At 74.9% G+C, this 12991-nt stretch carries 9 protein-coding genes; 7 read left to right on the top strand and 2 right to left on the bottom strand.

Annotated features, from left to right (window positions below; translation table 11 throughout):
• Nucleotides 1–61: 61 nt before the first annotated feature.
• Complete coding sequence (locus tag ACZ6J5_RS06375) at nucleotides 62–1264, bottom strand: helix-turn-helix domain-containing protein (protein WP_469388217.1); 1203 nt, start codon at nucleotides 1262–1264, stop codon at nucleotides 62–64.
• A gap of 165 nt (nucleotides 1265–1429) precedes the next feature.
• Here ACZ6J5_RS06375 and ACZ6J5_RS06370 point away from each other — a divergent pair, with 165 nt between their 5' ends.
• Nucleotides 1430–2035 carry a hypothetical protein gene (locus tag ACZ6J5_RS06370; protein WP_469388215.1) on the top strand — a complete coding sequence of 202 codons (606 nt, stop codon included), beginning with the start codon at nucleotides 1430–1432 and terminating at the stop codon, nucleotides 2033–2035.
• A 9-nt stretch (nucleotides 2036–2044) separates the two neighbouring features.
• Here ACZ6J5_RS06370 and ACZ6J5_RS06365 read toward each other — a convergent pair whose 3' ends face one another.
• Nucleotides 2045–3484 (bottom strand): helix-turn-helix domain-containing protein, encoded by a 1440-nt coding sequence (locus tag ACZ6J5_RS06365; RefSeq protein WP_469388213.1) that lies wholly within the window; start codon nucleotides 3482–3484, stop codon nucleotides 2045–2047.
• Nucleotides 3485–3665: 181 nt separating this feature from the next.
• On the opposite strand from ACZ6J5_RS06365, the gene ACZ6J5_RS06360 reads away from it, so the two are divergent.
• The 6 genes from ACZ6J5_RS06360 to ACZ6J5_RS06335 all read left to right on the top strand — a co-directional run bounded on the left by ACZ6J5_RS06360 (nucleotide 3666) and on the right by ACZ6J5_RS06335 (nucleotide 12948).
• Nucleotides 3666–5138 (top strand): sodium:solute symporter family protein, encoded by a 1473-nt coding sequence (locus tag ACZ6J5_RS06360; RefSeq protein ID WP_469388210.1) that lies wholly within the window; start codon nucleotides 3666–3668, stop codon nucleotides 5136–5138.
• Nucleotides 5139–5221: 83 nt separating this feature from the next.
• The gene (gene speB, locus ACZ6J5_RS06355; RefSeq protein ID WP_469388208.1) at nucleotides 5222–6199 is read left to right on the top strand and encodes an agmatinase; all 978 of its coding nucleotides are present in this window, start codon (nucleotides 5222–5224) and stop codon (nucleotides 6197–6199) included.
• Nucleotides 6200–6303: 104 nt separating this feature from the next.
• Nucleotides 6304–7986, top strand: a complete 1683-nt coding sequence (locus ACZ6J5_RS06350; protein ID WP_469388206.1) for a thiamine pyrophosphate-binding protein — start codon at nucleotides 6304–6306, stop codon at nucleotides 7984–7986.
• A gap of 227 nt (nucleotides 7987–8213) precedes the next feature.
• Nucleotides 8214–11984 (top strand): ABC transporter ATP-binding protein, encoded by a 3771-nt coding sequence (locus tag ACZ6J5_RS06345; RefSeq protein WP_469388204.1) that lies wholly within the window; start codon nucleotides 8214–8216, stop codon nucleotides 11982–11984.
• A 113-nt stretch (nucleotides 11985–12097) separates the two neighbouring features.
• Nucleotides 12098–12421, top strand: coding sequence for a hypothetical protein (locus tag ACZ6J5_RS06340; protein ID WP_469388201.1), 324 nt, complete (start codon nucleotides 12098–12100; stop codon nucleotides 12419–12421).
• 125 nt (nucleotides 12422–12546) lie between these two features.
• Nucleotides 12547–12948, top strand: coding sequence for a hypothetical protein (locus ACZ6J5_RS06335; protein WP_469388199.1), 402 nt, complete (start codon nucleotides 12547–12549; stop codon nucleotides 12946–12948).
• Nucleotides 12949–12991 lie beyond the last annotated feature (43 nt).

Here is a 12991-nt window from a genome sequence, read left to right as displayed (position 1 = left end):
TGTGCGGGCGGCGGCTGTCTAAGCGCTTGCTCAGTCTGTCCTGATTGAAGTTACCCAGCGGTCACCCGGCCTGTCCAGACTCCGCGTCTGTGATCCAGGCCCGGCGTGCGGAGTCGTACGTGTACGAGGGGCGGTCCGCCGCCCCGCTCGTCCGGAACGGCGCGCCGGACTCGTCGCCGATCCGGACCGTGCCCCGGCGCCCCTCCGAGCTCCACTCCAGCTCCAGGTACCAGCGGCAGTCGCACCCCGCCGTCCGGGCGGACACCAGCAGCTCCTCCGGGTCGGTCACGCTGACCGCGTACGGGAAGGAGACCGCCGGCAGCGTCCGGCCCTCCTGCCCGGAGGCGTCGTAGCCGTCCAGCGCCCGTGCGACCGGACGCGGCCGGTCCAGGTCCACCTCGAAGCGGCGCGGCGTCACCGCGCCGCCGCACCCCCCGTCCATCCGGTACGCCGCCCAGGACGGCGGCGTGCCCCGGTCCACCACCCGCACGTGCAGGGCCTGGAGCACCACCGCCGCCGTGCCCTTGCCCTGCACCGACACCCGCACCAGCGTCTCCCCGCCGTCCACGGCCCCTCGCGCGCTCGCCCAGCGGCGCGCGTCGGCCGCCTCCGGCGGGGGCGGGGGCGTCCGGTCCACGAGGTAGGTGTGGGCGCAGCCGTTCTGCCAGAGGTCCGAGGCGACCGTCCAGGTCAGTGGGGGCGGTGCGGGGGCGGGCGCGGGCGCGGGCGTCGACGGGGATGCCGATGCCGACGCCTTCGCCGGGGGCGCGGCCGCCCCGCCGCCCCGGGTCCTCCCCGGCAGGAGGACGGCGCCGAGCGTCACCGCCGCCACGGCCGCCAGCGCCCCGGCGATCACGCCCACCCGGCCCCACCGGCGCTTCGGCCGCTCGGGCGCGGGGCCGGGGACGGGCGGTGCGGGCTCGGACTCCCGGTCCGGGCCGGGGCCGGAGCCGGGCGCCGCCGCGCCGGGGCCGGGCCCGCCCGCCGCCGCGCCGGGCTCCGGCGGCGGGGGGCGGCGGGCGGTGTCCGCGCGGGTCCAGGCCGCCGCCAGGGCCCGCCGCTCCTCCTCGTCCGCCCCGCACAGCAGGGCGAGGCGCTCGACCACGGCGAACTCCTCGGGGACGGTCGCGCCCGAGCAGTAGCGGTGGAGGGTGGACGCGCTGACGCTCAGCCGCCGGCCCAGCGCCTCGTAGCTCCTCCCGTCCCGCGCCTTCAGCGCGCGCACGAGCCCCGCGAACTCCTCGACGGCGGCGTCCTTCGGCATTCCATCCCCTTCGCCCCTGCGTCCCACCCTTCACGTTCTTGCACGTCAGCGGGGGTGGAATGGTTCCGGGACGGGTGGGGTGCGCGGTGCCGTTGCGGGGCGGCGGGCGGCGGGCCGACGCTGGAGGGGCAATCGACCGAACCACCCGACGGGGGATCCACCAGCATGAGCAAGCTCCGTACCGCGTTCGCCACCTGTGCCACCGCCGCCCTGGGCCTCGCGGCCCTCGCCACGGCCCCGGCGCAGGCCGCCGCGCAGCCCGCCTTCCTCGCCGCCGCCCAGATGCCCGCGTCGGCGACGCCGTGGACCGCCACCCAGGTCTTCACCGGCGTCCCGGAGAACGGCGGCGCCCTCTGCGCCCCGTACAAGATCCCGGCGCAGAACAGCCGCTACCGCGAGTTCCGCACCGAGCTCGACACCAACGGCGTCCAGATCACCACGGTCGCCCGCACCGAGGCCGAGGCCGTGAAGCTGGTCGACACCCTGCGGACCTCCCTCGCCGGCTGCGGCCCGGTGCTGGAGAAGCAGAACCCGGGCCTCAAGGCCGTCAGCGCCTTCCACGGCAAGCTCGCCGTGGAGGAGGGCGCCTGGGTCTACAGCCTGGACACCGCCGACCCGCAGGTCGGCAACACCGACATCCACCTGTTCGCCGTGGGGCGCGACGGCAAGACCGTCACCTTCGTGCGGTGGGGGCAGATGGGCGACCTGAAGGACGCGCCGCTGGCGGGGTTCAAGACGACGGCCACCACCGCCGTCAACAAGCTGTGGTGATCCTCCGGCTCACCTGAGGGCGAACCACAGCTCCATCCGCACGTCGGGGTCGTCCAGGTCCCGGCCGAGGAGCGCCGCGCAGCGGGCGATGCGCTGGCGGACGGTGTTGCGGTGGATGTCCGACGCCGCCGCCGTCCGGTCCCAGCTGCCGTGCAGGGACAGCCAGGTGCGCAGGGTCTCCGCGAGCGGCGGGGTCAGCGGGGCCAGGAGCTCGCGGGCGTACGCGGCGGCCTCGTCCTCGTCGACGAGACCGGCCAGGCCGGCCGGCCGGTGCCGGACCAGCGGGGTCCTGGTCGCCTCCGCCCGGCGCAGGGCCCGGGCCGCCTGGGCGTCGGCGGCGGCCAGGGCGTCGGGGGCGGCGGGGGCGCCGGCGCCCAGGGTCCAGCCGGGCTGGGCGGTGAGCGGGGCGGAGCCGGGGAGGACCAGGCGGACGGGGGTCGCGTGGTCCTCCCCGTCGTCGTCGGGCGCGGTGCCCGGGTCCAGCAGCGCCGTGCCCAGGGCGGCGGCCAGGCTCGCCGCCGCGAACGGGGTGCCGTCGCCGCCCCGCGCGTGGACCACCGTCCAGGGGCCCGGGCCGAGCGCGTCCGCGGGGGAGGCGCCCAGGAGCAGCCGGACCAGGGCCGTGTCCCGGGGCGTCACGTCGGCCGCCCGGTGCGGGGCCGTGAGGAGGGAGAGCAGGACGACGGCGACGCCCGCGATGGTGTGGTCGCCCGGTTCGCGGGTCTCCGTCGCCACGCCCAGGGTCAGGGCCTCGCCGCCGCCCAGCGCGTAGGCGGTGAGGCGCAGCCCGCCCCCGTCGCCGCTCGCCGTGGCCGGGCCGCCGGGGCGGGGGCCCAGCACACCGGCCAGCTCGGTGAGCGCCCGGGCCGCCTCGGCGGGGATCTCGCGGCCGGCCGTCGTCGGTTCCGTACCCTCCGGCCCGAAGAGCACCGCCCGGCCGCCGAGCCGGGCGGCCAGGGCGCCCAGGACCGCCGGGACCGGAGCCGGCCTCGCGGCGGCCGCGGCCAGGGACTGCTGGGCCTCGCTCACCCTGCGGAGCTCGTTCGTCCGGGCCTCGGCCATCAGGCGCCACAGGGCCCGCGCGACGGCGGTGAACGGGGTCGCGGGCGGCACTTCGAGCAGCGGCAGGCCGTGCCGCTCGCAGGCCTCGATCAGCGCCGTCGGCACCGTGTCGTACACCGGTGTCACCCCGAAGCCCAGCGCCGCCGCCCCCGCCGCCACGACCCGCGCCACGTAGCGCGCCGGATCGGTGAGCTGCACGCCCGCCGTCATGAGCAGCTCGCCGCCCAGGAGGTACGGGTAGGGGTCGGCCATCTCCGAGGTGTGCACCCAGTGGAGCGAGACCTCGCCGGGGCCCGCCAGGAGCCGCAGCCCCAGTTCCTTGCGGGCCAGCAGGGCCGTCAGCGGGACCGGGGGCGCGGGGGGTGTCGCGGGGCCGGGGGCGGCCATGGGTGGACCCTTCGTACATCCAGCGTGTGAGCAGTGGAGGAAACGTACACTTCAGCGTCGCATTCCGGCCACCTACTGTCGTGCCATCCGGAGGCCGCGGGTACGGGCGGATGTCCCCGCGACCAGCCTCCGGTCACATCCCCCGCACGACACGCCACCGAGGTGCGCGAAGGAGGGCCCCATGGCCGTCGACTACACAGTGATCGTCCTGTATCTGGCCGGGATGCTGGCGATGGGCTGGTGGGGCATGCGCCGCGCCAAGTCCAAGAGCGAGTTCCTGGTCGCCGGACGCCGCCTCGGGCCCTGGATGTACTCCGGCACCATGGCCGCGATCGTCCTCGGCGGCGCCTCCACCATCGGCGGCGTCGGCCTCGGCTACAAGTACGGCCTCTCCGGCGCCTGGATGGTCTTCACCATCGGCCTCGGCCTGCTGGCCCTGTCCGTGTTCTTCTCCGCGCGGATCGCGCGCCTGAAGGTCTACACGGTCTCCGAGATGCTCGACCTGCGCTACGGCGGCAAGGCGGGGATGATCTCCGGTGTCGTCATGTGGGCGTACACCCTGATGCTCGCGGTCACCTCGACCATCGCGTACGCCACGATCTTCGACGTCCTCTTCGACCTGCCCCGCACGGTCGCGATCGTCCTCGGCGGCGCCATCGTCGTCGCCTACTCGACGCTCGGCGGCATGTGGTCCATCACCGTCACCGACATGGTGCAGTTCGTGGTGAAGACCATCGGCGTGCTGCTCCTGCTGCTGCCGATCGCCGTGGTCAAGGCGGGCGGCTTCGCCGAGATGAGGGCCGCGCTGCCGACCTCGTACTTCGAGCCGCTCGGCATCGGCGGCGAGACGATCTTCACGTACGTGCTGATCTACACCTTCGGCATGCTGATCGGCCAGGACATCTGGCAGCGGGTCTTCACCGCCCGCACCGACAAGGTCGCCAAGTGGGGCGGCACCGTCGCCGGCACCTACTGCCTCGTGTACGCGCTGGCCGGCGCCGTCATCGGCACCGCGGCCAGGGTGATGTACCCCAAGCTGCCCAGCGCCGACGACGCCTTCGCCACCATCGTCAAGGACGAGCTGCCGATGGGTGTCCGGGGCCTGGTCCTCGCCGCCGCGCTCGCCGCCGTCATGTCCACCTCCTCCGGCGCCCTCATCGCCTGTGCCACCGTCGCCAACAACGACATCTGGTCACGTCTGCGCGGTGCCGTGGCGAAGAGGGAAGGGGACGACCACGACGAGGTGAAGGGGAACCGGCTCTTCATCCTCCTCATGGGCGTCGCCGTCATCGGCATCGCCATCGCCCTCAACGACGTCGTCCAGGCCCTCACCGTCGCCTACAACCTGCTGGTCGCCGGGCTGCTCGTGCCGATCCTCGGCGGGCTGCTGTGGCGCCGGGGCACCGTCCAGGGCGCGCTGGCCGCCGTCGGCGTCGGCGGTCTGGCCGTGATCGGCCTGATGTGGACTTACGGAATCTTGGCAAATGAGCCTGTTTACTATGGTTTGTTGGCCTCGCTCGCCGCATATGTGATCGTTTCCCTGGCGACCCGCCCGACGGACGCCGCCGTGCTCGCGAACTGGCGCGCCCGGCTGGCGGGCCAGGACACCCCCGCCGAGGCCGACCCCTCGGTCCCGGCACCCGCGACCGCCTGACGGCGGCCGCGTCGCAGACGCCCGGCGGGCCCCGAGACCCGGGGCCCGCCGGAACCACCGATACACCCCAGGAGGACCCGACCATGAGCAGCAGCGACCAGAACGCCTTCCGCGGCCCCACCGACTCGTCCCGCGTCCCGCGGTACGCCGGTCCCGCGACGTTCGCCCGGCTGCCGCGGCTCGACGAGGTCGGCACCACCGACGTCGCCGTGGTCGGCATCCCCTTCGACAGCGGCGTCTCCTACCGCCCCGGCGCCCGCTTCGGCGGCAACGCCATCCGCGAGGCCTCCCGGCTGCTGCGCCCCTACAACCCGGCGCAGGACGCCTCCCCGTTCGCCCTCGCCCAGGTCGCCGACGCCGGTGACATCGCGGCCAACCCGTTCAACATCAACGAGGCCGTCGAGACCATCGAGGCCGCCGCCGACGACCTGCTCGCCACCGGCGCCCGCATGATGACCCTCGGCGGCGACCACACCGTCGCGCTGCCGCTGCTGCGCTCGGTCGCGAAGAAGCACGGCCCCGTCGCCCTGCTCCACTTCGACGCCCACCTCGACACCTGGGACACCTACTTCGGCGCCGAGTACACCCACGGCACGCCGTTCCGCCGGGCCGTCGAGGAGGGCATCCTCGACACCTCCGCGCTCTCCCACGTCGGCACCCGCGGCCCGCTGTACGGCAAGCAGGACCTCACCGACGACGAGAAGATGGGCTTCGGCATCGTCACCTCCGCGGACATCTACCGGCGCGGCGCCGACGAGGTCGCCGACCAGCTCCGCCAGCGCATCGGCGACCGCCCGCTCTACATCTCCATCGACATCGACTGCCTCGACCCGGCCCACGCCCCCGGCACCGGCACCCCCGAGGCCGGCGGCATGACCTCCCGCGAGCTCCTGGAGATCCTGCGCGGCCTGTCCTCCTGCAACCTGGTCTCCGCCGACGTCGTCGAGGTCGCCCCCGCGTACGACCACGCCGAGATCACCGCCGTCGCCGCCTCCCACACCGCGTACGAGCTGACGACGATCATGTCCCGCCAGATCGCCGCGGGCCGCGCGGCCCAGTAGCGCGCCGAGGGGGGGCGGGGGTGACCGTTCCACGAGGCGGAACCCTCACCCCCCGCCCCCTCCACCGGGCCGCACCCGACCACCGAGCCACGCCAAGGGACCTCATGACCCACGACCACGACCTCGTGCTGCGCCCCACCGCCGCCCAGACGGCCGCCGCCCTCAACCCGCCCGCCGGGCGCAACGGCGGCGACCTCGTCGTCGAGACCCTCGCCGGGCTCGGCGCCACCACCGTCTTCGGCCTCCCCGGCCAGCACGCCCTCGGCATGTTCGACGCCCTGCGCCGCTCCGCCCTGCGCTACGTCGGCCTGCGCGTCGAGAACAACGCGGGCTTCGCCGCCGACGCGTACGGCCGGGTCACCGGCGAGGCGGCCCCGCTGCTGCTCTCCACCGGCCCCGGCGCCCTGATGTCGCTCGCCGCGCTCCAGGAGGCGGCCGCCGCCTCCGCGCCCGTCCTCGCCATCGGCAGCCAGGTCCCGGTGGCCGGGCTCGGCGGCGGCCGGCACGGCTATCTGCACGAGCTGCGCGACCAGCAGGCCTCCTTCCGGGACGTCGTGAAGTCGGTCCACACGGTCCGCACCCAGTCCCAGATCCCGTCCGCGATCGCCGCCGCCTGGGAGTCCGCGCTCACCGCCCCGCACGGGCCCGTGTGGGTGGAGATCCCGCAGGACGTGCTCCTCGCCGAGACGGCCCTGCCGGTCGTCACCGCCATGGACGCCACGCCCGAGGAGGTCGTCCCGCGCCCCGAGCTGACGGCCGTCGCGGCCGACCTGCTCGCCCGGGCCGAGCGGCCCGCGGTCATCGCGGGCGGCGGAGTCGTCCGCGCCGACGCCTCCGGCAAGCTGCTCGCGCTCGCGGAGCGCCTGAACGCCCCCGTGGTCACCACCTTCGGCGGCAAGGGCGCCTTCCCCTGGGAGCACCCGCTGTCCCTCCAGTCCTGGCTGGAGGACCGGCACACCACCGACTTCCTGGAGGACGCGGACGTCCTGCTCGTGGTCGGCTCCGGGCTCGGCGAGCTGTCCTCGAACTACCACACCTTCGCCCCGCGCGGCCGGGTGATCCAGATCGAGGCCGACCCCGGGAAGCTGGAGTCCAACCACCCCGCCCTCGGCATCCACGCCGACGCCCGGCTCGCCCTCCAGGCCCTCCTGGAGACGGTCCCGGAGCGCCCCGACCCGACGGCGCCCGCGCGGGTCGCCGAGGTCCTCGGCAAGGTGCGGGAGCGGCTGGACGCGCAGGACCTGGGCCTGGAGCGGCGGATCGTGGACGCGGTCCGGGCGGCGCTGCCGGACACCGCGCCCAGCTTCTGGGACATGACGATCCTGGCCTACTGGGCCTGGTCCGCCTTCGACGCCCGCCACCCCAACACCATGCACTCCGCGCAGGGCGCCGGCGGCCTCGGCTACGGCTTCCCGGCGGCCCTCGGCGCGGCGGCGGCCGACCCGACCCGGCCGGTCCTCGCGGTCTCCGGCGACGGCGGCGCGATGTACTCGATCGCGGAGCTGGCGACGGCGAAGCAGTACGGCTTCGACGTCACCTGGCTGATCGTCGACGACGGCGGCTACGGCATCCTGCGCGAGTACATGACGGACGCCTTCGGCGAGGCCACCGCCACCGAGCTGGCCCGCCCGGACTTCGTCGCCCTCGCCGCCTCCTTCGGCGTACCGGGCACCCTGTCCTCCCCGGAGACCCTCACGGACGACCTCGCGGCGGCCCTGAAGACCCCCGGCCCCTCGGTCGTGGTCCTCCCGGCCCTCCTGCGCATGTTCGAGCCCACGCACCTGTAGGAACCGGCCCCCGGGCAACCGTCCGGCCCTCCGGCGGGTCCTCCTCGCCGGGGGCCCGCCCGGGACCCTCCGGGCGCGGCCGCGGCCTTCCTCGGCGTCCACGCGGTCGGCTTCGCCTTCGTGTGAGCCGGCGGCGCGGCCGCCCCGCCACTTTGTTGCGGCGGGATGAAATGGCACGTCGCCCGCGTTGGCCCTTCCGGTAGAGCAGCACGGACGGGAGGCGCCACGTGGCGGCGGTGGGGCAGGAACAGGCGGGGGAGCGGGGCTGGGCGCGCCGGCTGACCGGCTACGCGTGGCGGTACAAGGCGAACGTGGTGCTCGCGCTGGGGTCCTCCCTGGCGGGCATGGCGGTGCTCGCGCTCGTCCCGCTGATCACCAAGGTGATCATCGACGACGTGATCGGCGCGAAGAGCGGCTCGATCGGCCTGTGGACCGGACTGCTCGTCGCCGCCGCCGTCGTCGTGTACGCGCTGACCTACGTGCGCCGCTACTACGGCGGCCGGCTCGCCCTCGACGTGCAGCACGACCTGCGCACCGAGATGTTCCGGACGATCACCCGGCTCGACGGGCGCCGCCAGGACGAGCTGTCCACCGGGCAGGTCATCGGCCGGGCCACCAGCGACCTCCAGCTCATCCAGGGCCTGCTCTTCATGCTCCCGATGACCATCGGGAACGTGCTGCTGTTCCTCATATCGCTCGCCGTGATGGCGGTGCTCTCGCCGCCGCTGACCCTCGTCGCCGTCGCCGTCGCCCCCGCCCTGTGGTGGATCGCCCGCCGCAGCCGCACCCGCCTCCACCCCGCCACCTGGTACGCGCAGGCGCAGGCCGCGAGCGTCGCCGGCGTCGTCGACGGGGCCGTCGGCGGGGTCCGCGTGGTCAAGGGCTTCGGCCAGGAGGAACAGGAGACCGGCAAGATCCGGGAGGCCGGCCGGAAGCTGTTCGCCGGGCGGCTGCGCACCGTCCGGCTCAACGCGAAGTACACCCCCGCCCTCCAGGCGGTGCCCGCGCTCGGCCAGGTCGCGGTCCTCGCCCTCGGCGGCTGGCTCGCCTACCGGGGCCAGATCACCCTGGGCACCTTCGTCGCCTTCTCCTCCTACCTGGCGTCGCTGGTCGGCCCGGTCCGGATGCTCGCCATGGTGCTGACCGTCGGCCAGCAGGCGCGGGCCGGCGTGGAGCGGGTCCTGGAGCTGATCGACACCGAGCCGAGCCTGACGGACGGCACGAAGGAGCTCCCGGCCGACGTGCCCGCCGGCGTCGAGTTCGACGACGTCTCCTTCGCGTACCAGGACGGCCGCCCGGTCCTGGACGGCTTCTCGCTGGAGATCCGGCCCGGCGAGACCGTCGCCGTCGTCGGCGCCTCCGGCTCCGGCAAGTCCACCGTCTCGCTGCTGCTGCCCCGCTTCTACGACGTGACGCACGGCGCCGTCCTGGTCGGCGGCCTCGACGTCCGCGAGCTCACCCTCGACTCGCTGCGCGCCGCCGTCGGCCTGGTCCCCGAGGACAGCTTCCTGTTCTCCGACACCGTCCGCGCCAACATCGCGTACGGGGCGCCCGACGCCACCCGGGAGCAGATCGAGACGGCCGCGCGGGCCGCCCAGGCGGACCGTTTCATCGCCGAGCTGCCCGAGGGCTACGACACCAAGGTCGGCGAACACGGCCTCACCCTCTCCGGCGGCCAGCGCCAGCGGCTCGCGCTGGCCCGCGCGATCCTCACCGACCCCCGGCTGCTGCTCCTCGACGACGCCACCTCGGCCGTCGACGCCAGGGTCGAGCACGAGATCCACGAGGCCCTCAAGTCCGTCATGGCGGGCCGCACCACCCTGCTGATCGCGCACCGCCGCTCCACCCTCGGCCTCGCCGACCGGATCGCCGTCCTCGACGGGGGCCGGCTCGCCGACATCGGCACCCACGAGGAGCTGGAGGAGCGCTCCGAGCTCTACCGGCGGCTGCTCACCGACCCCGACGAGCTGGGCGCCGTCTCGCCCGGCCACGCGCCGCCCGCCGAGGTGCCGGAGGACCGCACGCTGCGGGCGGAGCTGGACGCCGAGTTCGACGCCGAGCGGGGCATCACGCCCGCCCTGTGGGTGCGCGGGGAGACCGACGACCGGGACACGGTGGCCCCCGGCGCCACGCCCGAGCTGCTGGCCGCCGTGGCGGCGCTGCCGCCCGCCGTGGACACCCCCGACATCGACGAGGCCCGCGCCGTCGCCCCCGAGGAGTCGTACGGGCTGCGCCGGCTGCTGCGCGGCTTCGGCGCGCCGCTGCTGATCAGCCTCGGTCTGGTCGCCCTGGACGCGGGCGCCGGACTGCTGCTGCCGGTGCTCATCCGGCACGGCATCGACCAGGGCGTGAACCAGCTCGCGATCGGCGCCGTCTGGGCGGCCTCCGCGCTGGCGCTGCTGACGGTGCTGGTCCAGTGGGTGGCGCAGACCGCCGAGACCCGGATGACCGGGCGCACCGGCGAGCGGATCCTGTACGCGCTGCGGCTGAAGATCTTCGCGCAGCTCCAGCGGCTCGGCCTGGACTACTACGAGCGCGAGCTGACCGGCCGGATCATGACCCGGATGACGACGGACGTCGACGCGCTGTCGACGTTCCTCCAGACGGGCCTGGTCACCGCCTTCGTCTCGGTCGTCACCTTCTTCGGCATCATGGGCGCCCTGCTCGTCCTCGACGTCGAGCTGGCGCTGGTCGTCTTCGCGACGCTGCCGGTGCTGGCCGTCGCCACGTACTACTTCCGGCGCGCCAGCGTGAAGGCGTACGAGCTGGCCCGCGAGCGGATCAGCGGCGTCAACGCCGATCTCCAGGAGTCGGTGTCGGGACTGCGGATCGTGCAGGCCTTCCGGCGTGAGCGGGCGGGCGCGGAGCGCTTCACGGCCCGCAGCGAGGAGTACCGCGAGGCCCGGGTGCGCGGCCAGTGGCTGATATCCGTCTACTTCCCGTTCGTGACGCTGCTGTCCTCGGTGGCCGCGGCGGCCGTCCTGATCGTCGGGGCGAACCGGATCGAGGCGGGCTCGCTCACCACCGGCGCCCTGGTCGCCTATCTGCTCTACATCGACCTGTTCTTCGCCCCGGTGCAGCAGCTCTCCCAGGTCTTCGACGGCTACCAGCAGGCCGCGGTCTCGCTCAAGCGGATGCAGGAGCTGCTCCAGGAACCGACCTCGACCGCCGCCGCGGACGCCCCGCTGGACGTGCTGTCGCTGCGCGGGGAGATCGCCTTCGAGGACGTGTCCTTCGCGTACGGGGGCGAGACCGGCGACGGCGAGGAGACCGCGCTGACCGGCATCGACCTGCGCATTCCGGCGGGCCAGACGGTCGCGTTCGTCGGCGAGACGGGCGCCGGCAAGTCGACGCTGGTGAAGCTGGTCGCCCGCTTCTACGACCCGACGGGCGGCCGGGTCACGGCCGACGGCACCGACCTGCGCGACCTGGACCTCACCGCGTACCGGCACCGGCTGGGGGTCGTGCCGCAGGAGGCGTACCTGTTCGCCGGGACGGTCCGCGACGCCATCGCGTACGGCCGTCCGGACGCCACCGACGCTCAGGTGGAGGCGGCGGCCCGCGCGGTCGGCGCCCACGACATGATCGCCACGCTGGACGGCGGCTATCTCCACGAGGTCGCCGAGCGTGGCCGGAACCTTTCGGCGGGCCAGCGCCAGCTGATCGCCCTGGCCCGCGCGGAGCTGGTGGACCCGGACGTGCTGCTGCTCGACGAGGCCACCGCCGCCCTGGACCTGGCCACCGAGGCGCAGGTCAACGCGGCCACCGACCGGCTCGCCGGGCGCCGCACCACCCTGGTGGTCGCGCACCGCCTCACCACGGCGGCGCGCGCCGACCGGGTGGTCGTGATGGACCACGGCCGGGTCGCCGAGGACGGCACCCACGAGGAGCTGCTGGCCCGCGACGGGGTGTACGCCGCGCTGTGGCGCACCTTCATCGGCGAGGGGGCCGAGGGGGCCGGGGACGCGGGCGAGGCGGAGCCGGAGCGGGTGCGGTAGGTCCCCTCCCGCGTGCCGCCCCGTGCGGGGGCCGGCGGTGCGGGGGCCGGACACCAGGGGATCTGAGTACCCGGGCTCATGTGCCCGGGTCCGGCGCGCGGTGTGATCGGGGCATGAGCAACCCCGTCCCCGCCGCTCCCGCCACCCGCCGCCGGATCCACGTCTGGGCCCTGGTCTCGGCCGGTCTGCTGGTGCCCGCCACCATCCTCGCCGGGATCCTCGCGCTCACCGCCGAGAACGCCGGCCGCTGTGTCGGCTACGGCGAGGGGTGCGGCTCCAACCCGGGCTGGCTGTACGCCGCGAGCCTGCTGCTCGCCCTCGTCGCCCTGGTCGTCGCGCTCGCCGCCTCCCGCGAGCGGGTCCGCCTGCTGGCCTTCCGTGTGCAGCTGGCCGCCGAACTGGTCTTCCTGCTGCTGGTCGCCACGACCTTCGCCTAGGGCCGGACCGGCCCCGGGCAGCGGCAAGGCGGGGCGAGGCAACCGAACAGCCCCCGGCCGCGTCGTAAGCGTGTACGACGAACGCAAGAGGCGGACCAGGGGACCACCCGAGGGGAGGAGCGCGGATGCGCGACGCGCGGCGGACCGGCCCGGGCCGGCGCCTGTCCGGCTACGTCCTCGCCCTGCTGCTCGCCGCCGGGACCCTGGTGGCCGTCGGCCCCGCCGCGGGTCCGGCCGAGGCGGCGTCCGTCTGCCACGGGCGCCCCAGCCGGGTCGTCGCCTTCGCCACCGGGGAGCTGCGCCTCTACCGCACCCGGCAGTACGTCTGCGCGCTCGTCGTCGCCCGGCCGGGCGGCCCCCGGGCCATGTCGGTCTCGCTCCAGCCGCGCGGCGGCCGGGCAGCCGTCAGCTCGGGCCGTTTCGCCCGCCAGGCGGGCCCCGTCACGGTGCACGCCCTCAACCGCTGCGTCCGCGCGTCCGCCTCGGTCGGCGGGCGGTCCGTCGCGACCGGCTGGATCCTGTGCTGAAGCGTATGTAATGCCCAACCGGGTCTGGCGGTCCGCACGTCGG

It is taken from the genome of Streptomyces sp. NPDC042100 (assembly GCF_055582325.1).
This window is presented reverse-complemented; position numbering and strand designations above follow the sequence as displayed.

Excerpts from the sequence above, each read along its gene's own strand:
- ACZ6J5_RS06375 (WP_469388217.1), bottom strand. The coding sequence starts at position 1,264 with ATGCCGAAGGACGCCGCCGTCGAGGAGTTCGCGGGGCTCGTGCGCGCG.
- ACZ6J5_RS06365 (WP_469388213.1), bottom strand. The coding sequence starts at position 3,484 with ATGGCCGCCCCCGGCCCCGCGACACCCCCCGCGCCCCCGGTCCCGCTG.
- ACZ6J5_RS06360 (WP_469388210.1), top strand. The coding sequence starts at position 3,666 with ATGGCCGTCGACTACACAGTGATCGTCCTGTATCTGGCCGGGATGCTG.
- speB (WP_469388208.1), top strand. The coding sequence starts at position 5,222 with ATGAGCAGCAGCGACCAGAACGCCTTCCGCGGCCCCACCGACTCGTCC.
- ACZ6J5_RS06370 (WP_469388215.1), top strand. The coding sequence starts at position 1,430 with ATGAGCAAGCTCCGTACCGCGTTCGCCACCTGTGCCACCGCCGCCCTG.
- ACZ6J5_RS06350 (WP_469388206.1), top strand. The coding sequence starts at position 6,304 with ATGACCCACGACCACGACCTCGTGCTGCGCCCCACCGCCGCCCAGACG.
- ACZ6J5_RS06340 (WP_469388201.1), top strand. The coding sequence starts at position 12,098 with ATGAGCAACCCCGTCCCCGCCGCTCCCGCCACCCGCCGCCGGATCCAC.
- ACZ6J5_RS06335 (WP_469388199.1), top strand. The coding sequence starts at position 12,547 with ATGCGCGACGCGCGGCGGACCGGCCCGGGCCGGCGCCTGTCCGGCTAC.